Source organism: Acidipila sp. EB88 (genome assembly GCF_003858395.1).
Lineage (GTDB): Bacteria > Acidobacteriota > Terriglobia > Terriglobales > Acidobacteriaceae > EB88.
Map to the genome: position 1 here is coordinate 2724238 of NZ_QWEV01000005.1, position 23989 is coordinate 2748226.

The following is a 23989-nucleotide window of genomic DNA, read 5'->3' on the forward strand; positions in this document are numbered from 1 at the left end:
GCCGTGCATACAGTCACCGCGATCTATCCCGGGTCCTTCGACCCGGTCACAAATGGGCACCTGGACCTGGTCACCCGGGGAGCGAAGCTGTTTGATCACCTGATCGTAGCGGTGCTGCGCAATTCGGCCAAGAACCCGCTGTTTTCCGTCGCGGAGCGGGTGGAGATGCTGCGGGAAGGCACGGGCGGCCTCGGCAATGTCGAGGTGGCCACCTTTGAGGGGCTGCTGGTGGATTTTGCACGGGAGCGGGGCGCGCACGCGGTACTGCGCGGGATCCGGGCGATCTCGGACTACGAGTACGAACTGCAGATGGCGCACATGAACCGGCGGCTCAACCCGGACGTGGAGACGATCTTCCTGATGCCGGATGCGCAGTACTCGTATGTGAGTTCGCGGCTGGTGAAGGAAGTGTTTCGCGCCGGCGGGTCGGTTGCAGGGCTGGTGCCGCAGATGGTGATCGAACGTTTGCAGCGCCGGGCCGAGCTGGGCGACTCGCCGGCCTAGTTCCTGGCCCGGAATGGTGGAAGCCGGAGGGTTCGTGCCTGGCCACAATACAGATGGAATCGAACGTGAACTTCTGGCCCAGGCAGCCCGGCTCTGGCCGCATCGCGAGCACGAGGCCGCCGGACCCTGTGGTCTGCTTTGCCGCATGGGACTTCATCGCTGGCGCCGGCTCGACCTTGCTGCACTTGCGCCTGGCAGGGATATCGCTCACTGCTTCTGGTGTGCCAAGGTGAAAATTGACGGCGGGATTTACGAACCCTAGCAAGGGATGGGATCCGTTTGTTGCAGAGCCAGCGACGTGGTTGGATGTTCTCGGGGCCAGGCGCGAGCAACCTGACGCGTCAAAGCGCCGCTTATGCCGGCTCTTTGATCTCGGTGCCACGCACCTTGAGGAAGTTCAGCGCCGGCGTGGTGCACATGGTGGTCACAAGCGCCATGACGACCAGCATGGTGAACAGCGTGGGGGTGAATGCGCCGACGTTGTAGGCGATGTTGAGCACCACCAGTTCCACCAGGCCGCGGGTGTTGAGCAGGGCGCCAAGCGCCAGGGCCGCGCGCCAGTTCTGCCCGGACCAACGGGCGGCCAGCACCGCGCCACCCACCTTGCCGAAGATCGCAGCCAGCAGCACAACGCCCGCCCACAGCCACGTGGTGCTGTCGTTGAGCAGGTCAAGCCGCGTACGCAGGCCGGTCAGCGCGAAGAACAGGGGCAACAGCAGCACCGAGGTGAGCATGTCCACGCGTGCGCGGATGGCCTGCTGCCACTGTTCCACCCGCGGAAAGCAGACACCAGCGATGAACGCGCCGAACAGGGGATGGACGCCGGCCCAGTCAGTGACCGCGGCCGAGGCGAACAGGAAGACCAGGGCCATGCCGAGCAGGTCGATCGAGAGCTCGGGGTTGTTGCGGCGCTTCACGATGCGGGTGGCCAGCGGGCGCATTACCCCGAGCATGAAGACCAGATAAGCGATGAGCATACCGAAGTGCAGGGCGAGCACACCCGGAGTGCCATGGACGTCGACCAGGGTCAGGGCTACGGCCAGCAGCAGCCACGCCACCACGTCATCGACCGCGGCGCAGAGAATGGCGGTGGTGCCCAGGGGCGAGCCCATCAGGTTGCGCTCTTCAAGAATGCGCGCCAGCACCGGGAATGCCGTAATGCTCATGCTGATGCCCAGGAACATCACGAACGGAACAGAGCCGATGCCGTGCGGCGCAAACCGCTCCCGCAGCGAGTGAGCCAGCAGGATCGCGGCCAGGAAAGGTACCACGATGCTGGTGCCGCTGGCGGCCAGGGCCGTGAACCGCTGTTGGCGCAGCTGGCGATCATCGAGCTCCATGCCGACGATGAACAGGAACAGGATGAGTCCGACGGTGGAAAGCTCTTCCATGGCGCCAAGGGAGGCTTTTGGAAAAAGGTGCTGGCTGAAGGTGGGTGCAAAGCGCCCCAGCACCGATGGGCCCAGCAGGATGCCGCCCACGATCTCGCCGATGACCCGCGCCTGCCCCAGCCGGCGCGCGATCCAGGCGCAGACCAGCGTGACAAGAATCACAACCGGGATTTGCAGCAGCAGCAGGTTCAATCGGGTCTCGCAACGGGCGGATGTGGGATTTCGCGTTCCTTCTTATGTACCACGGAGGTGGGAGCCGGTCGCGCCCGGGAAGCTTATTCAGCGGCGATTCCGGAGGAATCGGGGCAGTGGTTTGTGTCTCGCCGCCGCGTAATTTCCAGAGCATCTGGCGCAAGAAGCCGGTAAACAGCCCGGCATCGCGGTCGGCCAGGCGGAGCCGGCGCAGCAGGGTGCGCAATTGGCGGGTGCGTGCGGGTGAGCCCATGCCGGGGTACTGGCTGAGCACGAGTGCCTGCTCCAGCAGGGTAGTCAGCCGCTCCACCGACTCCGCCGCGGCCGGCGCACCGGGGTTGCTGTCGCGGGGAAAGTTCTGCGGCAGCTCCCAGGGTGGCTGTGGCTTGTGCACGGGTTCGAGCGGCGTGGCCTGCGGCGGATCGAGGCGGGCCAGCTCGTAGAGGCACAGCGCGGCGGCCTGGCCGAGGTTCATGGAGGGGTGCTCGTCCCGGGTAGGAATGCGGACCAGCAGGTGGCAGTGGCTCATGTCGTCGTTGGACAGGCCGAACTTCTCAGAGCCGAACAGCAGGGCGACTTTCTGACCGCTGTCGAGCGCAGCACGCATGCGGGCGGCGCCGACCTCGAGCCGTTCCAGCGGCTGCAGCCAGGGCTTGTCGGAGGCAGCGCCGCTGGTTCCGACGACGAACTGGGCGTCTTCCACCGACTCGGCGGTGGTGGCGAACTCGCGGGCATTGCGCAGCAGGGCCGCGGAGGGCCCGACCGCCGATGACGCCGAGCGGAAGTCCTTGTAGAAGATGTGAGCCACCCGGAGGTCCATGGCTCCGAAGTTGCTCATGGCTCGGGCCACTGCCCCAATGTTGAGGGTGTTGCGGGGCGAGACGAGTACGACCGAGAGGCGGTCGAGCGACCGGGTGTCCAGGGGCTGGGGGTCAGAAGGAGTCGGATTGGTGTCGTCTGGCAAGGCTTTAGTGTAGCGTGCAGCGCCGGCGCGCCGGCTTCTGCTGCTGCCGGCAACATGGGCGTGGCGTCGTCTCCCGCTGCTGGCAGCAGGGGAGGGATGCTGTGCGCACTTTGAAGAAGTGCAAAAACGAGATCGAAATACCGGCATCCTAGGCAGGGAAAGGAAGCACACGTTTATGTCGCTGCACGATCTGCTCACCCAGACTCCCCAACCACACCAGGACGGTAAAGGCGCTGACGATCCGGGGCCGCGCAACGTGGAGCGCGATCGCCAGAACCCGGACGTGCTGCGGCCGCCATCGACTGATCACGGCACGATTCCGAACCTGCGCTTCTCGTTCTCGGACGCGCACAACCGGCTGGAAAAGGGCGGGTGGGCGCGCGAGGTTACGGTGCGCGAGCTGCCGGTGGCCAAGACGCTGGCAGGGGTAAACATGCGGCTCGAGCCCGGAGCCATCCGCGAGATGCACTGGCACAAGGAAGCAGAGTGGGCCTATATGCTGGTCGGCTCGGCGCGCATCACCACGGTTGACCAGAATGGACAGAACTTTGCCGATGACGTGGCAGTCGGCGACCTGTGGTTTTTCCCTTCGGGCATTCCGCACTCAATCCAGGCGCTGGGGGATGGCTGCGAGTTTCTGCTGGTTTTCGATGATGGGGAGTTCTCGGAGAACAGCACCTTTCTGATCACGGACTGGTTCGCACACACGCCGAAAGAGGTGCTCGCGGCCAACTTCGGGGTGGCCGCGAGCGAATTCGAGAAGATTCCGGCGAAGGAGCTGTATATCTTTCCAGGCAAAGTGCCGGGTGCGCTTGCGACGCAGCAGGTGGAGTCTCCGCAGGGGCCTTCGCCGATGCAGTTCAGCCACAGGATGCTCGCGCAGGCACCGATCAGGACGCCGGGTGGCACCGTGCGGGTAACCGATTCGCAGAACTTTCCCGTAGCGACCACAGTTGCGGCGGCGCTGGTGGAGCTCGAGCCGGGTGCGATCCGGGAGATGCACTGGCACCCTACCAACGACGAGTGGCAGTACTATATCCAGGGCCAAGCGCGGATGACGGTCTTCGCGGCGGGCGGCAAGGCCCGCACCTTCAACTACCAGGCCGGGGACGTGGGTTATGTGCCGTTCGCGATGGGCCACTACATCCAGAACATCGGCGACACCCCGGTGCGCTTCCTGGAACTGTTTCGCTCGGCTCGCTATGCCGATGTGTCACTGAAGCAGTGGATGGCGCTGACGCCGCCCGAACTGGTGCAGGCGCACCTGCACCTGGGTGACGCGGCTTTGGCTGCACTGGTCAAGGAGAAGAAGCCGGTGTTTCGCGCGTAGCGGGATGCCTGCGAGTGACGAGGCGCGCGGCAGGCGTTCAGAAGCAGTCGAGATCGCGCGTCTACAGGGTGCGTGGCGGTATTGAGGAACTTACCTCGGTTGATTTCCGCCGGCGACCCGGCAGCGAAATCTCGCAAGGACTACACGCGACGGGTGAAATCTGAAAAACTAGGCGGTATGAGTGCTTCTGCCGTAGCCACTGCCCGCAAGTTGTTCACCGACCGCATCAATCGCATCGAAGTGTCGGCCACGATGGCCATTACGGCCGAAGCCGGTCGCCTCAAGGCCGAGGGGGTCGAGCTGGTGGACTTTGGCGCCGGCGAACCGCACTTCGCCACGCCGCGCCATATCAAGGATGCCGCGATCGACGCGATCGAGAAAAACTTCACCCGCTACACCGCGGTGCAGGGCCTGCCCGATGTGCGCAAGGCCATCGTGGAGCGGCATGCGGAGGACTTCGGCACGAACTATGCGCCGGATGAAGCCGTGTTCACGACCGGCGGCAAGCTCGCGATCTTCAACCTCACGCAGGCGCTGATCGAGCATGGCGACGAGGTGATCATCCCTGTGCCGTACTGGGTGTCGTACAAGGACATCGTGCAGTACGCGGGCGGTGTGCCGGTGTTCCTGGAGACTGCGGAGAGCGAGAACTTCCGCGTCACGGCCAAGGCGATTGAATCGCTGATCACGCCGCGCACCAAGGCCATCATCCTGAACACGCCGTCGAACCCGTCGGGGTCGGTGATTGCAAAGGACGACCTGTTCGCGATTGTGCGGATGGCGCATGAGCGAGGCATTTACCTGTATATCGATGAGTGCTACGTGTATCTCCAGTTCGAAGGGGAGATGGTTTCGGGCGCGTCGATCCTGGAGGCGAAAGAGCACGTGATCGTGATGGGTTCGCTGTCGAAGACCTACGCCATGACCGGCTGGCGCGCCGGCTACGCGCTGGGGCCGAAGCCAATCATCGCGGCGATGAGCAAGCTGCAGTCGCAGTCCACCTCGAACACGGCGACGTTTGTGCAGAAGGCCTCGGTGGCAGCGCTCACCAGCTCGCAGGCCTGCGTGGCCGAGATGCGCGCGGACTACCAGAAGCTGCGCGACCGCATCCTGGCGCGGCTCGCGGAGATCCCGGGGATCACCTGCACTAAGCCTGAGGGAGCGTTTTACGTGTACCCCAACGTGGCGAAGTACCTGGGCAGGCCCGGCGGACCGGCGACCACGATCGAGCTGGCTAAGCGCCTGCTGACCGAGGCGCGCGTGGTCGCGGTTCCGGGCGAGGCTTTCGGGACCAATGAACACATCCGGCTTTCGTACGCTGTGTCTCACGACGCGGTGGAAGAAGGCACCAAGCGGATGCGCGAGTGGTTTGCAACGCTCGCTTAAAGCGGAGATGCAACAACAGCCAGAACCGGGCGCGGCAGCGGAACAGCGCCGCGCCTTCTCGCTTGCAGGCTTTCGGGAGCTGTGGGGATCCACACTGGATCAGGAAGGAAACAGCATGGAACTGGCAGCACAGGGGATTTTGTTCGACATGGACGGAATTCTGGTCTCGTCCCTCGGGTCGGTTGAGCGTTCGTGGGCGAAGTGGGGCGACATGCGCGGGGTGGATGGCGCCAAGGCGATTGCGACCGCGCACGGCAAGCGTGCAATCGACACGATCCGCATGCTCAGGCCGGACCTGAACGACCGGGAAGAGCTGGACCTGATCGAGCAGATCGAGATTGATGACAAGGACGACATCCAGGTGCTGCCGGGAATCCCGGAGCTGCTGCGGAGCCTGCCCAAGGGGAGCTGGACGATCTGCACCTCGGCCACCAAGCGGCTCGCCAAGGTACGCCTGGAGCACTCGGGACTACTGGTGCCGGAGCAGTTCATCTCGGCCGACATGGTGGAGCACGGCAAGCCGCACCCAGAACCGTACCTGCGCGGGGCTGCCCTGCTGGGGTTCGATGCCGCTCGGTGCGTAGTGTTTGAAGATGCGCCGGCGGGCTGCGAGGCGGGCAAGGCGGCCGGCTGCACCGTGATCGCCACGTTGTTTTCGCACACTGATGAGCAATTGGCCTGTGCCGATTATCGCGTGCACACGCTGGAGCATGTTCGCGTTACCGGGACGGCGGGTGCTCTCACAATTCGCTTCGAACCGGTGTAAGTGTGGGTTGGTTCGACGGCAGCATGCGATGGCGAATCGGGCGTTCCAATCGCTAGTACGCTTATGAAAGAAGAAAGGGCGAGCCCAGGCTCGCCCTTTCTTTTGTTCCGGAACATGCGCTTGTTGCTAGCTTGCGCCGGCAGTGGCTGTTTGACCCACAAGGGTAGTCGGCTGGCCAGCCAGCAGCGTGGCGCGAAAGTAGTCAAGGGACAGCAGGAGCCCCTGCTCGAGCGCGATGCCGGGCTCCCAGCCAAGCAGCTCCCGCGCCTTGGAGATGTCGGGCTTGCGTTGCATGGGGTCGTCGACCGGCAGCGGCTCGAAGACGATCGGTGAGCTTGACCCGGTGACGCGCTGCACGGTCTCGGCGCACTCCAGGATCGTCCACTCGACCGGGTTGCCGATGTTGACGGGCGTGTGTTCGCTCGAGGCCGCGAGACGCACGATGCCATCGATCTCGTCAGACACGTAGCAGAAGGAGCGCGTCTGCTGGCCGTCGCCGTAGACGGTAAGCGGCTCGCCCCGGAGGGCCTGCACGACGAAGTTGGAGATGACCCGACCGTCGTCTCGCCCGAGCCTCGGCCCATAGGTGTTGAAGATGCGGACGAGGTGCGTGTTGAGCGCGTGATAGCGATGGTAGCCGGTGACCAGTGCCTCGGAAAAGCGTTTGGCTTCGTCGTAGACGGAGCGCGGACCGACCGGGTTGACGTTGCCCCAGTAATCTTCGCTTTGCGGGTGCACCAGCGGATCGCCGTAGCACTCGGAGGTGGAGGCATGGAGAAAGCCCGCGCCGTGGCGCCTGGCTACTTCCAGCGCGTTGCGCGTGCCGGAGGAGCCGACCTCCAGCGTTTCCAGACCGAGCCGGTGATAGTTGACGGGGCTCGCGGGAGACGCGAAGTTGTAGACGTACTCGACGCGCCCGAAATCAAAGGGTGCGCAGATGTCATGTTCTTCCAGCTGGAACCTGGGTTCGTTCTGCAGGTGGGCGAGGTTCGCGAGGGAGCCCGTCGAAAGGTTATCGACGCCAACGACAGAGTGTCCTTCCGCCAGAAGGCGGTCGGTGAGATGAGAGCCAAGAAAGCCGGCCGCGCCGGTGACAAGTATTCGCATGCGAGCACGATTGGATGCGGAATGGATTGGAGAACGAGCAGGACGCGCCGCCCTGAAAGCAACACGTTCTGCCTGTTCCACTTCCTGTTCCTGTAGTTCCAATGTTGCTTAGACGGTAGCATGCCGGGAAGAAGCAGCCAGGCTCTGCGGCTTCCTCCCTGCTGCTTCGTTTCCAGCGCCCCGTCTTGGCCACGCGAGCTCGCAGTACTTACGCTCCAGGCTTGCGCACCCTCTGCTTCCGGACCCGCTTCACGGCCTCGGGCAGGTCGGCTGTGCGCAGTTCTTCCTCCACCGTTTCCGGCAGGGCAGTGGTTCGCAGCACGGGGGCGAACAGTGCGGCCGTTGAGCGCGGGATGGCGTCTGCCGCGGCGCGACCCTCCGCCACCTCCATCAGGAACTGCTGTGCGCTGAAGGCCGGCGTCGTTTTGCCCTCCGCGGTGTCAGTGAGCCGGGTGTAGACACCATCCGGCCGCAGCAGTCTCGTCTTGGCTGTGTCCGCAAGGTAGGCGCTGAGGATTTCGTTGCGAAGACGGTTGCAAAGCGCCGGGTCCTTGATGGGAAAGGCGACTTCGCAGCGCTCGAACAGGTTGCGCGGCATCCAGTCGACCGAGCCGCAGTAGAACTCCTCCTGTGTGCCTCCATCGCTGCCGTGGCCGTTGGCGAAGTAGAAGATGCGGGAGTGCTCAAGGAACCGGCCCACGATGGAGCGGACGCGGATGCGCTCCGAGACGCCGGGCATGCCGGGGCGCAGGGAACAAATACCGCGGATGATCAGGTCGATCTCGACGCCGGCCTGCGACGCGGCATACAGCGCCTCGATGATGCTCTCCTCCAGCAGCGAGTTCATCTTGGCGACGATGCGCGCGGTGCGCCCGGCAAGAGCGTGCTCGGTTTCCCGCTGGATCAGGCGGATCATGCTTTCAGCCATGGTGAGTGGCGCGACCAGCAAGGGCGCGTAATCGTCGGACTCCGAGTGCGCGGTGAGGTAGTTGAACACCGAGTGGACGCTGGCCGTGATCGCCGGGTCCGAGGTGAGCAGGCTCACATCGGTGTAGAAGCGCGAGGTGACTGGGTTGTAGTTGCCGGTGCCGAGATGCGCATAGCGGCGCATGACGCCGTCGGCTTCGCGGCGCACCACCAGCGCGAGCTTGCAGTGCGTCTTGAGGCCGACGATGCCGTGGAACACCTGGACGCCGGCGTCCTCGAGGTTGCGGGCCCAGCGAATGTTGGAGGCCTCGTCGAAGCGGGCGGTGAGCTCGACCACGACGGTGACTTCCTTGGACTGCGCCGCCTCGGTGAGCGCGCGGAAGATCGGTGAATCCGCCGAGGTCCGGTAGAGCGTTTGCTTCATCGAAACAACGCTTGGATCTTCGGCCGCGGCCTCGATGAAGGAGACCACCGCGTCGTAGGAGTCATACGGGTGGTGCAGCAGCACGTCGTGGTGGCGCAGCTCATCGAAGATGTCGACGGACTTGCGATGCAGCCGAAGCTCGCGACCTGCGAAGGGTGCGTACTTCAAATCGGGCCGGTTGATGTCGCCGTACAGGTTGAACATGCGCGACAGGTTTACCGGGCCGTCGGTGCGGAACACCTGGGACTCGTCCAGCTCGAAGTTGGAGCGCAGCCGATCGATGATCTCGGGGTGAGCATCCTGTTCGATCTCGAGACGCACGGCGTCGCCTTTGCGGCGGTTGTGCAGCTCGGAGCGCACCGCCTCGAGCAGAGAGCGGGACTCTTCCTCTTCGAAGTAGAGGTTGGAGTTACGCGTGACCCGGAAGGCGGCGGTGGAAACGATCTCGTAGCCGCGGTACATGCCGGCAGCCTGGTGCTCGATCAGGTCATGCAGGAAGAGGAAGTCTTCGCTGCTGCTGCCCTCGATCTTTGGGAGCCGGATGAAGCGGGGCAGCGCCCGCGGCACGGTGACCACCCCGAGCACGGCGGCATTGGCGCCCTTGCGCTTGCGGCGAAGCAGCAGCGCAACGCAAAGGGCCTTGTTGAGCACACGCGGAAAGGGATGGCGCGGGTCGATGGTGATCGGCGTGAGCAGGGGGTCGACGTCGCGCTGGTAAAGCTCGGTCGCGGCGCGTCTGGCCTCGTCGGTGAGCTCGTCCCACTGGAGGATGCGGATGTTCTCCTTGCAGAGTGCGGGGTGGAGCATGTTGTTCCAGCAGCTGTACTGCTCGGCGACGAGGTCGTGCATGTCCGCGGTGATTTCGTCCAGCAGGTCCTGCGCGGTCATGCCATCGGGGCCGGGTTCGCCCAGGCCCTCCTCGATACGCTGCAGCATGCCGGCAATGCGTACTTCGACGAACTCGTCGAGGTTGGAGGCGGTAATCGCAAGAAACTTGACTCGTTCCAACAAAGGATTGGTCGCATCCTGCGCTTCTTCCAGCACGCGCCGGTTGAAATTGAGCCAGGAGCTGTCTCGCGAGATAAAGAGTTTTCGCTGTTTTTCTTCCATGAATGGCTGCCGTCCTGAGGCAGCGTCGCAACGTTCACATGCTAAATGCGCCCGCGTGTTCTGCGGCGAACGAACGATGAATCCGCATCCCTGGGCTCCGCCGGGGACCGCCCGCCCAAATTGGCCGGGATTGCGAGGTTGACCCCCGGGGATGAAGGCCCGAAGATAAAGGCAGGCGGCAGATTGCTGCTTTCTGGAGACGGCATGGCTACTGAAGGTTGCGGCGACGGACGGGTTATACAGGGCATGGCGCTGGAGCTTTTCCAGTTGGCCTCCCTGCTGATCGGCGAGGAAAGCAAAGCAATGTTGCTGATCGAGGATTCCCTGGCAACGATGGATGCCGACCCATGCGCGGAGCCCACTGCTGCGCGCGCGCAGGCACGCAAGGTGGTGGTCGAAGGCGCGATCCGGACCCTGGCCCAGCAATCGCCGGGTGCATTCCAGGCTTCGGCAGCGACGGCAGCGGCCGGCCCATGCGTGCAGGATGACGACCTGCAGGCTGCGGGTGTTACCCCGGAGCAGTTGCGCAACCTGCTGGATGAGCATGGACGGCCGGAGCTGCGGCACGGCCTCCGGGTGCAGCTGGAACAGCTGCCCATAGCCCAGCGCGCTGTGTTTGTGCAGCGTGCGGTGCTGGGACAAAGCAATGATGCGGCAGCGCAATTGCTGCGAGAAGCAGCAGGGCCGGATGCTTCAGGCTGGACGGCTGAAACCGTCAGCGGCACCTTCCGCCAGGCGCTCTGCTCACTGGCCAATGCACTCGCACATGCCCCGGGCTCGGCGTCGGCCGCGTCCGTTTCCTCTGCGGTCCTCTCAGCCTAGCGGGCCTAGGAAGAGGTCTGGGTACGGGCGCCGGAATAGCCCGGGGAGCGCGCTCCTGCTACCGCTCCAACAATCTTTCATCCTTCTCCCCCGTGCCGCATCTAAAAAGCCTCAAACCGCTAAGCGACGCGAAACAAGACAGCAGGAGTGTGTGTGCAGTACGGAAGCAGGAGCGGCAGGACGGCAGCAGCTTTTTGGGCGCGCGGAATCTTTGCCACAGGAGTGGTGCTGACACCGGGGCTGGCCATGGCGCAGCTTGGCACGGTGACCACGGGCGCAGTGCAGGACCTGCCGACGCCGGTGACGCTTTCGCAGCAGCAGGTGCAGTCGGGCAGCTACCAGGGCAGTGCAACGGAAGATGCGCTGGTGCCCGGAACCCTGCCGCTGTCGCTTGATGATGCGATCCAGCGTGGTCTGCGGCACAATCTCGGACTCGTACTGACTTCGACCAATCAGACTGCCGCGCGATCGACGGAGCTCAACCAGCTCCAAAGCCTGCTGCCAACCATCGGCGGCACCATCAAGCAGTCGGAGATGGAAACCAACCTGCAGGCCGAGGGTCTGCGCATTACGGGGTTTCCGGCGATTATCGGGCCGTACGCCTACCAGGATTTTCGCGCTTCGTTGAACTGGAGCCTTATCAATGTCGCCTCGCTGCGGAACTACCTGGCTGCCAAGCACAACTTCGAAGGCTCGAAGCTGGCGGTGGCGGACGCTCGGGATGAAGTGGTGCTGAGTGTGGGCAATGCCTACCTGACCGTGATTGCAGATCAGTCGCGCGTTGCCTCGACGCAGGTCCAGGTGAATACCTCCAAGATTTCGTTTGACCAGGCGCACCAGCAGCACGTGGCCGGCACCTCGCCCCTGCTGGACGAGTTGCGTGCGCAGGTGGACTACCAGACGCAGCAACAAAACCTGATCCAGGCGCAGGCGACGCTCGAGAAAGACAAGCTGGCACTGGCGCGCGCCATTGGCCTGAACGTGGCGCAGGTGTTCAACCTGGTGGAGGATGAACCCTATCGGCAGTTGGACGGGCTTGACCCGGACCAGGCCGTGCAGCAGGCGCTGGGCAACCGCAAGGACCTGCAGAACTTTGGCGAGCAGTTGAAGGGGGCCGACCTGGCAAAGGGTGCGGCCAAAGCCGAGCGTTACCCGACCGTTGCGTTCAGCGGCGACTACGGCGACATCGGGCCCAATGTGCGGACCTCACATGGCACTGGCGATGCCACCGGTACGATTGACTTCCCGGTGTTTGAGGAAGCAAAGATTCGCGGCGATGAAGCCATGGCCGAGCAGCAGCTTGAGCAGAAGCGTGCGCAGTTGAACAACCTGCGCGGGCAGATCGCCCAGGATGTGCGCGATGCCATTCTTGATATTCAGGCGGCGCAGAAACAGGTCAGCGTCGCGGAAAGCAACACCAAGCTGGCAGCCGAGGCGCTGAGCGAAGCGCAGCAGCGGTATGCGGCGGGCGTTTCCGACAACCTGTCGGTCTCGCAGGCACAGCAGTCGGTGGCGCAGGCAGATGACCAGTACATCGCGAGTTTGTACCAGCACAACGTGGCCAAGCTATCGCTGGCTCGGGCGCTGGGCGTTGCAAGCACGAACTTGAAGCAATACGTGGGAGGGAAGTAAGTGGCAGAGCAGACACCCGATGTAGATGCAGGCCGGAAGCCGGCCGCTCGCGAGGAAAACGGGGGAGATGGCAAGGCCGGAGACAATCCGCGTCAGAAGTCACGCCGCCGCTTCATCATTATTCTCGTGGTCGCCCTGCTGATCGCGGGCGCCCTGTTGTTTTACTGGCGGTCGACCTTCTATGAAGATACGGACGACGCGCAGGTCAACGGCCACCTGATCCAGGTTTCGTCGCGCATCAACGGCAACGTGCTGAGCGTGCCGGTGACCGAGAACCAGCGCGTCAAGGCTGGCGACGTGATCGTGGAACTGGACCCGAAGGACTACCAGACCACCGTGCAGCAGGACGAAGCAAACCTCGCGGCGGCGCAGTCGAACTACGAGTCGAACAACGTCAATGTGCCGGTCACGGCCGTGAGCGCCAACACCAACGTCGAGGCGATCGCAGCGACACTGGCGCAGGTCAAGAGCTCTGTAACGCAGGCCGAGCAGCAGGTAGAGGCTAACCGCCAGGCAGTCGCCCAGGCGGACGCAAACTTCATCAAGGCCAAGCTCGACGTGGAGCGCTACACCCCGCTGGTCCAGCGCGATGTGATCTCCAAGCAGCAGTTTGACCAGGCGGTGGCAACAGCCAAGGCAGACGAAGCCGCGCTGAACCAGGCCAAGGCGAACGTGGCTGCTTCCGAGGCGTCGCTGCGCATGACCGAGGACACCGTGGTCCAGCGCAAAGCGCAGCTGACCAATGCCAAGACCGCTCCGGATCAGATCAAGATCCAGAAGGCCAAGACCGCGCAGGCCGAGGCACAGGTTGAGCAGGCACGCGCCGAACTGGCCCAGGCCAAGCTGAACCTGAGCTACTGCCGGATCGTGGCGCCTGTGGACGGGATCATCACCCGCAAGAGTGTCGAGGTCGGGCAGAATGTTTCCACCGGCCAGAACATGACCACCCTGGTTTCGCTCAACGATGTATGGATCACGGCGAACTTCAAGGAAACGCAGTTGAACCACATGCGCGCGGGCCAGTCCGTCAAGGTCACGGTGGACGCGTACGGTGGCCGGGCCTATGACGGGGTGATCACCCAGATCGGCGGCGCAACCGGATCGGTTCTGAGCCTGTTCCCGCCGGAGAACGCCACGGGCAACTACGTCAAGGTCGTGCAGCGTGTGCCGGTCCGCATCGATCTGAGCAATCGGGACGAGGATAGTGATCACCTGCTGCGCCCGGGTCTTTCGGTCGAGCCGAAGGTCCGCATCAAAGACTAGCAACCGTCGGGAGCGCACGGCAAAGAAGGCGGCTTCGCATTGGCGAAGCCGCCTTCTCTGCTTGCTGTAGCGCACCATTTGAGTTCTGGTCGGTGTGCGGATGCGTCTATACTTCAGCACAGCAGCGCGGCGCCTTCCCCGTTCCCTCCCATTGTGATGGCATACGCATAAAGCTCCGAGGCCGGGCAGCCCGCTTGGAAGAAGAGGTGGCAGCATCCTCCCGTTTACACATCTCTTTTTAGTGCACGCCTATGTCGTCCTGTTCGTGTGGGTGTTTGCCGAACAGGTTGGCCTGCCGCTGCCGTCCGCGCCTCTGCTGCTGATGGCGGGCACGTTGACTGCCACGCACCGGCTCCAGCTGCTTCCAGTGCTCGCCTCCATCCTGAGCGGGTCCATGCTGAGTGACGTTCTCTGGTACTTCCTGGGCAAGCGCTACGGGCACGCGGTGGTGCGGATGCTCTGCCATTTCGCCCCGCACCGCGACACGTGCGTGGATCGCATGGAGGGCTACTTCACCCGGCATGGTTCCGGCACCCTGCTGATCAGCAAATTTCTGCCGGCGCTGAACACGATGGCAGGCGCAATTGCTGGGCAGACCGGGATGAGTTTCCGGCTGTTCCTGCTGTACGACGCAGGCGGCGTACTGCTGTGGGCCTTGTCGTTCGTGGTGGGCGGCCGCTTTTTCGGCGACCTGCTCAAGATGCATCCCCATGCGCTGGCGTGGGTGGCGCACTTTGCCGTGGGCCTGTTTGTGCTGCTGTTCGTCGGCTTCCTGTACAACCGGACCCGCCGTCGCCGCCGGTCGCTGGCCGAGATCCGCACGGATCGCGTGACGCCTTCAGAGCTGCACACCATGCTGGAAGCGAACGAACCGCTGTACCTGGTGGACCTGCGACACCCGCTCGACTACCTGCCCGACCCGCGCACGCTGCCGGGCGCAGCGGTGATGACCCCGGACCGGCTGGTGGAGCTGAGCAATACCATTCCCCGGGACCGCGACGTGGTGTTGTTCTGCACGTGTCCGAACGAAGAAACTGCGGTGCGCATGGCTCTGGCGATTCGCAAGATGGGGGTCTCTCGCGTGCGGCCCCTGCTGGGCGGGTTCGATGGCTGGAAAAACCTTGGGTACCCCCTGGTGCCGATTCCTGAAAGCGCGGGGCTGCGTGCCGATGCGGAAGCAGTTTAAGTTTTAAGCTTGGAAACGCAGCAGCGAGTGTACCGAGCAGCGCCAAGCCGTGCTGCGATTGCGCCTGACGTGAACCGACCTGCAGCGACGGAGTCGTCGCCGCCCCACACCTTCCCCGAAGAGATATGGCATGAGCTGGACCGAGACTTATCACTGTGATGTATGTGGCAAAGCGCAGGGCGACGCGACCGGTGACTGGTGGCTCGCCTGGATGGGCACAACCGCGGGCGAGCCCGGCTCCGAGGGTGAGCCGATGCTGAAGATGACCGGCTGGAACCAGACGTTGTCGCATGCTGCGGAGGTGCGCCACCTGTGCGGAGCGCGCTGCGCGCAGACGCTGATGGATCGCTGGATGAGCGTGAGCGGCAGCTAGGCGCCGACGCGGCTGCGACAGGGTGGGCGCGCGCCTGCCTTGCTCGGCGGATCGTTGCTCGCCCGTCGACCGGGATGCACGATCACCATGATCCAAAAGCCGCCTGCCGGGCGGCTTTTGCGTGTGCGCCGCCGGGTGGTGGTCTTGCTGCCGGGATAACGCCTGTGGGATTGAAGCGATCGCCTGCCCATTTGTGGATGGGCTGGAGTTGAAGCCTTGAGCCCAGGCAGCGGCAAGAGGGCGGCCACTTAGAATGAGTCGAGGCGCCAGCGCCCAAGGAGAAGCGATTGCCGTATCAGGACCTGCGGGAGTGGATCAAGGCGTTGGACCGGGCTGGCGAACTGGTGCGGGTGCGCGAGGAAGTGGACCCGATCCTGGAGATCGCGGAGATTACGGATCGAGCCTCCAAGGCGGGCAAGCGCGGTGCCAAGGCCGGTGGCCCGGCGCTGCTGTTTGAGAAGGTCAAAGGCTATCCCGGTGCCCGTGTGCTGATGAACCAGTTCGGCTCGGAAGCGCGCATGAAGCTCGCGGTCGACGTGGACTCGCTGGATGAAGTGGCCGGCCGCATCCGCGCGCTGCTCGAGATGAAGTCGCCGGACGGGCTGCTGGGCAAGCTCAAGCTGTTGCCCATGCTGGCCGATGTGGGCAAGTTCTTCCCCAAGACCATCGCGGCAAAGCAGGCGGCCTGCAAGGAAGTGATCAAGATCGGCAAGCGTGGCGACCGGATCGATGTGCTGGAGTTCCCGGTGCTGCAGTGCTGGCCGATGGATGGCGGCCGCTACATCACGCTGCCCTGCGTGGTCACCCGTGATCCGAAGACGGGCAAACGCAATGTCGGCATGTACCGGATCCAGGTGTACGACGGGCAGACCACCGGCATGCACTGGCAGCGGCAGAAGAATGCGGCGGAGCACCTGCGGGACCGGATGCGGGCACAGGCCGGGGATGCCGCAGCGCGCGTGGCGCAGATGGCGCAGACTGCCGGGGGCACGGTGGCTGCGGGGACGGCAGCAACTTCAGAGGCACGAGGCGGTGCCACGCCATCGGTGACCTACACGAAGCAGTTGGCGAACCGGCTTGAAGTCGCGGTCGCGATCGGCACCGATCCGGCGACGACTTTCTCGGCTATCGTGCCGGCGCCGCCCGAGGTAGAGGAGTACATTGTCGCCGGTTTTCTGCGGCAGAAGCCCTTGGAGTTGGTGCAGTGCGAAACGGTGGACCTGCAGGTGCCGGCGCATGCCGAGATCATCCTGGAAGGGTTCGTCAAGCTGGACGAGCTCCGTTCAGAAGGCCCGTTCGGCGACCACACTGGCTTCTACACCATGGAAGACGAGTATCCCGTGTTCCACATCACGGCCATCACGCACCGCAAGAACCCTATCTACGCGGCCACCATCGTGGGCAAGCCGCCGATGGAAGACGCGTGGATGGGCAAGGCCGTGGAGCGGATTTTTCTGCCGCTGATGCGCCTGACCCTGCCCGAAATTGTGGACATTAACCTGCCGGTCGAGGGCGTATTCCACAACATCATGGTGGTCTCGATCCGCAAAAGCTACGCCGGGCACGCGCGCAAGGTGATGAACGGGATCTGGGCGCTGGGGCAGGCGATGTTTACCAAGTGCATCGTGGTGGTCGACGAGGACTGCGACGTGCAGGACCTTGGCGAGGTGGTGCTGCGCACTGCGAACAACATCGACCCGGAGCGGGATATCCAGTTCACGCTGGGGCCGGTGGATTCTCTCGATCACGCATCGCGGCTGCCGAACTTCGGCTCCAAGATGGGGATCGACGCGACGCAGAAGTGGCCGGCGGAAGGGTTCAACCGCGTCTGGCCACCGATGATCGAGATGGATGCGGCAACCAAGGCGCGTGTGGATTCGATCTGGGGCAAGCTGGGGATCAAGTAGAGCCAGACTGCCTGCGCGCCTGGCGGCCACTTCGTGGCTTGAGTGCTTAAAGAGCAAACGTCCCGAGGGGAGCGCCAGCCGCGCAGGCGGTCTTGTTTTACTCGACCTGCTTCAGCTCAATCTTCACCAGGTTGTGCACCGAGCGGGCTGGCTTCTTGTCCTCTTCAACGACGAGTTGCAGTGGTCCCAGCTTGGTGTCGAGGAGTTTGCCGTTTACCTGGTCCGCCACGATCACCTGGCCGGGATGAAACGAGGGCTCGATCTCTGCGAGTGAGAGCACGGCGTGGTAGTTGTCGCTGCCAGTAGCAACGATGTAGTCGGACAGTACCTTGCCGCGGATCGACGCTTCGGCGGGCGCACCGACTTTTTCAAGCAGGGTGTGGAGAGGCACTCCGGAATAGACTTCCTGCTCATGGGTATGGCCGTTCGTGACCGTGAGCGTCACATGCGGCAGGGCATTCAGGACATCGAGAGACAGGGTGATGGTCTGCGCGGGGCCGCTGAGTGCAAGGCCGTCAGTGGGGCTGGTGGGTGCTGCAGATGGCGGCATGGCCGTGGGAGTTTGCGCTGGAAGGTGGGCGCTGCCCAGCATGAGGAACACTGCGAGTGCTGAAGCGCGATAGGGAACGGCTGTTTTCCAGGGCACGGAGTTCTCCTGCGCTGCCGGGTGGGGTACTGCTCTGCATGCCGGCTGCATCGGTATAATAGCGCCATGTCGATCGTTCGCAACATAGCAGGCGTGGCCAAGGGCATGAGCATCACCTTCCGGGAAATGTTCGAGCCGACCGAGGTCGAGAACTACCCAGATGGTCCGGGACCGACACGGGGCGCCGTGTTGCAGGAGCGGTTCCGTGGAGCGCACGTGTTGCAGCGCGACGAGAATGGCCTGGAAAAGTGCGTTGCCTGCTTTTTGTGCGCGGCGGCCTGTCCGGCGAACTGCATCTACATCGAGGCTGCCGAGAACACCGCGGAGACGCGTATCTCCAGCGCCGAGCGCTATGCCAAGGTCTACAACATTGATTACAACCGCTGCATCTTCTGCGGCTACTGCGTCGAAGCATGCCCCACGGACGCGATCACCCATGGGCATGGTTTCGAGCTGGCGAGCCTGAATGCAGGCACGCTGGTGATGCGCAAGGAAGACATGCTGGTTGCGAACATCGGCCTGGCTGGCACGGCCGCCGTGAGCATGGAAACGAAGTAGCACCAGCCGCCACCAGCGCGGACGGAAGAGGCGGCAACCCCGATGGGTGGCCGCTTTTTTCATTTGTTGGAACTGCAACGCCGGCTGCATCTAAACCTGCGGAGGAACACAGAATGGCTGAGGTCCGGGTATTTGCAAAGGCAAAGGCAAAGGCAGGCAAGGAACAGCAATTACGCGAGGTCCTGCTGGAGCTGGTGAAGAAGAGCCGTGTGGAAGATGGAACGGATTTCTACGAGCTGTTCGAGACCACAGACGGAGGCGAGTTCCTGTTTAGCGAGCAGTATGCGTCGCAGGAGGAGTTCGAGGCACATAAGAGCTCCGACCACTTCAAGGCGGCGGGCGAAGCCGCGGAATCTTTGCTGGATGGCGAACTCGTGATCTGGGTAGTCGACCCGGTTGAGCCTGTTCTATAGCAGTAGATTGACGTAAAAAGGCCCGGCAAAATGCCGGGCCTTGCTGTTTGTGACGGCGCCAGGCTGACTAGCCGTGGTTCCGGATCTTGTCCCGCAGTGCCTTGGCGGCAGCTGCCGGGTCCTTCGCTCCGTAGATGGCGGCGCCGGCCACGGCGATGGCCGCGCCCGCGTCTTCAACCTGCCCGATGCGGTCCACGTTGATGCCACCGGCGATGGAGAAGGGGATATCCGCGCCCTTGCCTGCCGCCAGCAGCGAATCGATGGTGTAGCCGCTCTCGGCCTGCTCATCGAGGCCGGCATGCAGTTCCACCAGGCCGACGCCGAGCGCCTTGAGTTCCTTGACGCGTGCCGCCTTGTCCTTGACGCCGATAATGTCGGCAACCACGGTCTTGCCGTGCTTCTTGGCAGCCTTTACGGCGCCGGCAATGGTGCTGTCGCCCGCAACGCCCAGGACCGTCATGTAATCGGCACCGGCCTTGAACGCCATCTCTGCCTCGAGCTCGCCTGCATCCATTGTCTTCATATCGGCGAAGACGATCTTGTCCGGATAAGCGTGCTTGATCTTGGTGACAGCGGAAAGACCCTCCTGCTTGATGAGCGGTGTGCCCAGTTCGATGACATCGACGTACTCAGCGACGCGGCTGAGGAGGGAAAGGGCGTCGTCGACAGACAACAGGTCCATGGCTACTTGAAGCTTCACAGTTGATTCTCCTGGGTGATTGATACGTTTGTTGCGATGAAAGCTCGCAGTGTGGTGCAAGGGCGTGGGAAATGAGAGGGACTACTCAAGGTTAGCGTGTCGCCGCATGAGCTCCTCGGCAGGTCTGCCTCCCGCCTTCCATGCGCCGCCAAAAACAGCGTCCATCACCAGCAGAACAGCCTGTTCAAAGAGCGAACCTGCGTACTGCTGCGAAGCGCGTTGCTCGTACTCATTCTTGGTAGAGGCCTTGAGCGTGATGCGCGCGGTGGCAAGCGTTGCGAGTTTGCTGTCGGGCTGGGCCGTAATGGCAAGAACAGCCGCGCCGTTGCTGCGTGCGACTTCTGCCGCGTGCACCACGCTGCTGCTGGTGCCGGAGGCAGATGCGACGATGAGGAGGTCACCCGTGGCGATGGCGGGGGTAGTGGTTTCGCCCGCGACGAACACCGTGAGCCCCAGGTGCATCAGCCGCATGGCAGCCATTTGCAGGGCCAGCCCGCTGCGGCCCGCGCCAAAGCAAAACACCTGCCGGCCTGCAAAAATAAGGTCTGTAGCGGCCTTGATCTCGCCGGCTTCGAGGTGCGAAAGCAATTCGGATAGCTCGTCCAGCTCGAGCTGAATCGCGTCGGCGAAGAAGGAGCGGTGTTCAATGGTGTTTTCTTTGTCCTGTAGTATGCTGTGCATCTCCCTCTCCCGTGGTCTCTTGTTAGATGCGCGCCGACCCCCTGTGCTTGCACGGGTAACCTCTGCCCGGCGAGGCGCCGTAAAAGTACAGCTAAAATGAAGGATGGCGCTGTGTGCTCGCGCCCAACGACACCTATGGCTTCATTTCTTGAGCTTCTTTCGCAGCGCGTCCTGGTTTACGACGGGGCGATGGGTACCAACATCCAGATGCACGCACCCACAGTGGACGATTACTGGGGGAAAGAAGGCTGCAACGAACTCCTGGTCTTGTCCCGGCCCGACATTATCCGCAGCATCCATGCAAGCTTTTTTGAGGCTGGCTGCGACGTGGTGGAGACAAACAGCTTCGGCTCAACCCGCGTGGTGCTCGCCGAGTACGAACTGGAAGACCGCACGCGCGAGCTGAACATCGAGTCGGCGCGCCTCGCTAAAGAGGTCGCTGCGCAGTATTCGACCGCGGCCAAGCCGCGCTTCGTGGCCGGCTCAATCGGCCCCACGACCAAGCTGCCGTCGCTTGCGCACATCGGCTATGACGCCATGGCCGAGATGTATCGAGAGCAGGCCGGTGCGCTGATCGAGGGTGGTGTGGACATCCTGCTGATTGAAACCAGCCAGGATCTGCTGCAGGCCAAGATTGCGCTGGCAGCCTGCACCGACGCCATGCGCGCCGCAGGCAAGCACCTGCCGGTGCAAATGCAGGTGACGCTCGAAGCCACGGGCACAATGCTGCTCGGGTCAGAGATTGGCGCGGCGCTCGCTGTGCTGGAGTGCTTTAACCCGGATGTGATCGGGCTGAACTGCGCGACCGGTCCCGCCGAGATGAACGATGCGGTGCGCTTCCTGTGCCAGAATTCGCAGCGGGCCATCAGCGTTTTGCCCAATGCAGGGCTACCCCAGAACGAGGGCGGCGTCGCGGTGTACAAGCTGACACCGGCCGAGCTCGCGGCCTACCATCGTCGCTTTGTGACGGAGTATGGCGTGCAGGTGGTAGGCGGCTGCTGCGGTACGACGCCTGAGCATCTGCGGGCAGTGGTGGAAGCAGTCAAGGACGCCGTGCCGGCGAAGCGCGACGTCAAGCCGCAGGGGGTCGCGGCGAGTGCGTTTTCCTCGGTGCCGCTCGAGGTGGATGGACAGCCCGTGATCGTGGCTGAGGAGATGAACACCACCACGCGCGTGGCACACTTCCGCGATATGGTGCGGGCCGGCGACTACGACGGCATTCTTGCCATGGCCAAGCGGCTTGCCACAGAAGGCTCGCAGATGCTGGACATTTGCTGCGCGATCGTCGGCGAGGACGAGAAGGCGTACATGAACGCGGTGCTTGAAAAGATCGCGACGCGCGTCACCGCGCCGATCATGATTGACTCGACCGAAGCAGACGTGATCGAAGAAGCGTTGAAGCGCGTGCCGGGCAAGCCACTGATCAACTCCATCAACCTTGAAGACGGCGAGAAGCGCACGAGCAAGGTGCTGCCGATGGCCGCACGCTACGGCGCCGGCGTGATCGCGCTGACCATCGACGAAGAAGGCATGGCGTTGACCGCCGACAGAAAAGTCGCGGTGGCGAAGCGTATCTACGAGATGGCGACCGAGCGTTACGGGCTGCGTGGCGAGGATATCCTGTTCGACCCGCTGACGCTGCCGATCTCGACCGGGCAGGAAGACTACCGCGATGCCGGCATCCAGACGCTCGAGGCTGTCCGCCGCATCAAGGAAGAGCTGCCCAAGGCGAAGACGATCCTCGGTGTCAGCAATATTTCCTTCGGGTTGAATGCTTACGCGCGGCGCGTGTTAAACAGCGTGTTCCTCAAGGAGGCAGTGGATCGCGGACTCGATGCGGCCATCGTCAACTACTCAAAGATTTACCCGTTGTACAAGATACCCGAGCGCGAGGTGGAGCTTGCCCGCAGGCTGATTTTCCACGACACCTCGAACGGCGATCCGCTGCAGGCATACATGGCGCACTTTGCCGAGATCGACCCCTCTGCCAAGGAAGACGAAGTGGCAGTGGAGAGCCTTTCGCTCGAAGACCAGCTCAAGCAGTTGATCATTCGCGGAGAGCGCTCGCTTGGCCAGGGTGCGGAGAAGCAGAGCCTGGAGGATGTGCTCGAGACCGCGCTGCTGACGTATACGCCACTGGAGCTGATCAATACCGTTCTGCTGGATGGCATGAAGACGGTCGGCGAACTGTTTGGCGCACGCAAGATGCAGCTGCCTTCTGTGCTCGATTCGGCAGCGGTCATGAAAGCAGCCGTGGCGCATCTCGAGCCCAAGATGGAGAAGATCGAAGGCACGCAGAAGGGCACCATCGTGCTGGCTACCGTCAAGGGAGACGTGCACGATATTGGCAAGAACCTCGTCGATATCATCCTCTCCAACAACGGGTACAAGGTGGTGAACCTCGGCATCAAGCAGCCGGCCGACGCCATCATCAAGGCCGCGCAGGAGCACAAGGCCGACGCGATTGGCCTAAGTGGCCTGCTGGTGAAGTCGACGCTCGAGATGAAGTACGTGATCCAGGATCTGCAGCGGCTCGACATGCGCACACCGGTGATCTGCGGCGGTGCCGCGTTGACACGCAAGTATGTCGAGCAGGATCTGCGCCAGGAGTATTCCTCCGCGGTGTTCTACGCCGAGGACGCGTTTGCGGGACTGCACGTGATGAGCGATCTGACGAGCGAAGAGGGTGCGCGCGTGCGCAGGATGGAGGAAGGCAGCACCGTCAAGATCTTCCCTATCGCGCCGCACATGCTTGCCGCGCAGGAGCCTTTGCCGGTGGACGCGCCGATCGTGCGCTCGCCCTGGGTGACGCCGCAGGAGCAGACCCCTGTTCCGGCTTTTTTCGGCAACCGCGTACGCAAGGATTTCGATCTCGACTTCATCTTTTCGTACATCAACGAAACAGCGCTGTTCAAGAACCAGTGGCAGCTTAAAACCGCTTCTGCCACGGACTACCTGCGTCTCGTGGAAGAAAAGTACAAGCCGATTCTGCGCGAGCTCAAGGCTGAGATCAAAGAGAAGGGCTGGTTCTGGCCGAAGCTGGTGTACGGCTTTTATCCCGCGCAGTCCGACGGCAATGACGTGGTGGTGTATGAGCCTGAGGATGCTGACTCTGCGACGCCGCGTGAGCAGCTGCGGATCAACTTCCCTCGACAGAGAGAAGGCCGAAAGCTTTCGATCGCTGACTTCTTCCATCCGAAAGATTCGGGGCGCATGGATGTGATCGGCTTCTCAGTCGTGACAATCGGCGATCGGGCAAGCGAAGAAACCAAGAAGCTCTTCGATGCCGGAGACTTCACGCGGTATCTCTACGTGCACGGGCTTGGGGTGGAAACCGCCGAGGCGCTGGCGGAGTACGCCCACAAGCTGATTCGTGAAGAGATGGGCATTGCGGAGGAGGATGCGACCGAGGTGCGCGACCTGTTTCACCAGAAGTATCGCGGTTCCCGCTACTCGTTCGGTTACCCTGCCTGCCCCAACCTTGAAGATCAAACCAAGATCTTTGAGCTGCTCAAGCCGGAAGAGAACATCGGCGTACGCCTGACTGAGGGCTTTCACCTGGAGCCGGAGCAGAGTACGAACGCGTTGATCGTGCATCACCCGCAGGCCAAGTACTTCGTGGTGTAAATGGCACTCTATATCGGCTGAACTGAAACACTGAAAGACAGGCGCGCGCCCGGAGCCTCTCCGGGCGCGCCTTTTTTGTT

At 63.1% G+C, this 23989-nt stretch carries 19 protein-coding genes and 1 pseudogene; 13 read left to right on the top strand and 7 right to left on the bottom strand.

Translation table 11 applies throughout. The features are described from left to right. Nucleotides 1-3: 3 nt before the first annotated feature. Nucleotides 4-504, top strand: a complete 501-nt coding sequence (coaD, locus tag D1Y84_RS11900) for a pantetheine-phosphate adenylyltransferase (RefSeq protein ID WP_124850106.1) — start codon at nucleotides 4-6, stop codon at nucleotides 502-504. A gap of 353 nt (nucleotides 505-857) precedes the next feature. Here coaD and D1Y84_RS11905 read toward each other — a convergent pair whose 3' ends face one another. Beyond that, complete coding sequence (locus D1Y84_RS11905; protein WP_233581364.1) at nucleotides 858-2057, bottom strand: cation:proton antiporter; 1200 nt, start codon at nucleotides 2055-2057, stop codon at nucleotides 858-860. A gap of 481 nt (nucleotides 2058-2538) precedes the next feature. Then, nucleotides 2539-3198, bottom strand: a pseudogene (locus tag D1Y84_RS18665) (TrmH family RNA methyltransferase); the annotation flags it as partial. Between the two features lie 28 nt (nucleotides 3199-3226). Here D1Y84_RS18665 and D1Y84_RS11915 point away from each other — a divergent pair. The 3 genes from D1Y84_RS11915 (at nucleotide 3227) to D1Y84_RS11925 (ending at nucleotide 6533) form a co-directional block, all read left to right on the top strand. Further along, nucleotides 3227-4381 carry an oxalate decarboxylase family bicupin gene (locus D1Y84_RS11915; RefSeq protein ID WP_124848829.1) on the top strand — a complete coding sequence of 385 codons (1155 nt, stop codon included), beginning with the start codon at nucleotides 3227-3229 and terminating at the stop codon, nucleotides 4379-4381. 177 nt (nucleotides 4382-4558) lie between these two features. Next, complete coding sequence (locus D1Y84_RS11920) at nucleotides 4559-5767, top strand: pyridoxal phosphate-dependent aminotransferase (RefSeq protein WP_124848831.1); 1209 nt, start codon at nucleotides 4559-4561, stop codon at nucleotides 5765-5767. A 115-nt stretch (nucleotides 5768-5882) separates the two neighbouring features. Next, nucleotides 5883-6533 carry an HAD-IA family hydrolase gene (locus tag D1Y84_RS11925; RefSeq protein WP_124848833.1) on the top strand — a complete coding sequence of 217 codons (651 nt, stop codon included), beginning with the start codon at nucleotides 5883-5885 and terminating at the stop codon, nucleotides 6531-6533. 126 nt (nucleotides 6534-6659) lie between these two features. Here the strand turns inward: D1Y84_RS11925 and D1Y84_RS11930 are convergent, their stop codons facing one another. Both D1Y84_RS11930 and ppk1 read right to left on the bottom strand, forming a co-directional pair. Beyond that, the gene (locus D1Y84_RS11930) at nucleotides 6660-7640 is read right to left on the bottom strand and encodes a UDP-glucuronic acid decarboxylase family protein (RefSeq protein ID WP_124848835.1); all 981 of its coding nucleotides are present in this window, start codon (nucleotides 7638-7640) and stop codon (nucleotides 6660-6662) included. A gap of 208 nt (nucleotides 7641-7848) precedes the next feature. After that, complete coding sequence (ppk1, locus tag D1Y84_RS11935; RefSeq protein WP_124848837.1) at nucleotides 7849-10101, bottom strand: polyphosphate kinase 1; 2253 nt, start codon at nucleotides 10099-10101, stop codon at nucleotides 7849-7851. Nucleotides 10102-10305: 204 nt separating this feature from the next. Here ppk1 and D1Y84_RS11940 point away from each other — a divergent pair, with 204 nt between their 5' ends. The 6 genes from D1Y84_RS11940 to D1Y84_RS11965 all read left to right on the top strand — a co-directional run bounded on the left by D1Y84_RS11940 (nucleotide 10306) and on the right by D1Y84_RS11965 (nucleotide 17284). Next, nucleotides 10306-10923 carry a hypothetical protein gene (locus tag D1Y84_RS11940; protein ID WP_124848839.1) on the top strand — a complete coding sequence of 206 codons (618 nt, stop codon included), beginning with the start codon at nucleotides 10306-10308 and terminating at the stop codon, nucleotides 10921-10923. A gap of 225 nt (nucleotides 10924-11148) precedes the next feature. Beyond that, nucleotides 11149-12555: a TolC family protein gene (locus tag D1Y84_RS11945; RefSeq protein WP_233581365.1), complete on the top strand. Its 1407-nt coding sequence runs from the start codon at nucleotides 11149-11151 to the stop codon at nucleotides 12553-12555. After that, nucleotides 12556-13818 (top strand): HlyD family secretion protein, encoded by a 1263-nt coding sequence (locus tag D1Y84_RS11950; RefSeq protein WP_124848841.1) that lies wholly within the window; start codon nucleotides 12556-12558, stop codon nucleotides 13816-13818. It abuts the gene before it with no gap. Between the two features lie 241 nt (nucleotides 13819-14059). Further along, entirely contained in the window at nucleotides 14060-15004 is a 945-nt protein-coding gene (locus D1Y84_RS11955) for a VTT domain-containing protein (protein ID WP_233581366.1), read from the top strand. A 130-nt stretch (nucleotides 15005-15134) separates the two neighbouring features. Further along, nucleotides 15135-15377 (top strand): hypothetical protein, encoded by a 243-nt coding sequence (locus D1Y84_RS11960; RefSeq protein WP_124848845.1) that lies wholly within the window; start codon nucleotides 15135-15137, stop codon nucleotides 15375-15377. A 287-nt stretch (nucleotides 15378-15664) separates the two neighbouring features. Beyond that, nucleotides 15665-17284 carry a UbiD family decarboxylase gene (locus D1Y84_RS11965; RefSeq protein WP_124848847.1) on the top strand — a complete coding sequence of 540 codons (1620 nt, stop codon included), beginning with the start codon at nucleotides 15665-15667 and terminating at the stop codon, nucleotides 17282-17284. A gap of 97 nt (nucleotides 17285-17381) precedes the next feature. On the opposite strand, the gene D1Y84_RS11970 is transcribed toward D1Y84_RS11965, so the two are convergent. After that, entirely contained in the window at nucleotides 17382-17930 is a 549-nt protein-coding gene (locus D1Y84_RS11970; protein ID WP_158615437.1) for a molybdopterin-dependent oxidoreductase, read from the bottom strand. A 66-nt stretch (nucleotides 17931-17996) separates the two neighbouring features. Here D1Y84_RS11970 and D1Y84_RS11975 point away from each other — a divergent pair, with 66 nt between their 5' ends. After that, a complete protein-coding gene (locus tag D1Y84_RS11975; protein ID WP_124848851.1) occupies nucleotides 17997-18488 on the top strand; it encodes an NADH-quinone oxidoreductase subunit I in 492 nt (163 codons plus the stop codon). A gap of 113 nt (nucleotides 18489-18601) precedes the next feature. Next, a complete protein-coding gene (locus D1Y84_RS17955; protein ID WP_158615438.1) occupies nucleotides 18602-18901 on the top strand; it encodes a putative quinol monooxygenase in 300 nt (99 codons plus the stop codon). Between the two features lie 67 nt (nucleotides 18902-18968). On the opposite strand, the gene hxlA is transcribed toward D1Y84_RS17955, so the two are convergent. Both hxlA and hxlB read right to left on the bottom strand, forming a co-directional pair. Next, a complete protein-coding gene (gene hxlA, locus D1Y84_RS11985) occupies nucleotides 18969-19601 on the bottom strand; it encodes a 3-hexulose-6-phosphate synthase (protein ID WP_124848855.1) in 633 nt (210 codons plus the stop codon). Between the two features lie 81 nt (nucleotides 19602-19682). Beyond that, nucleotides 19683-20282 (bottom strand): 6-phospho-3-hexuloisomerase, encoded by a 600-nt coding sequence (gene hxlB, locus D1Y84_RS11990; RefSeq protein WP_124848857.1) that lies wholly within the window; start codon nucleotides 20280-20282, stop codon nucleotides 19683-19685. 135 nt (nucleotides 20283-20417) lie between these two features. Between hxlB and metH the strand changes: the two genes are divergently transcribed. Next, nucleotides 20418-23909: a methionine synthase gene (gene metH / locus D1Y84_RS11995; protein WP_233581367.1), complete on the top strand. Its 3492-nt coding sequence runs from the start codon at nucleotides 20418-20420 to the stop codon at nucleotides 23907-23909. Nucleotides 23910-23989 lie beyond the last annotated feature (80 nt).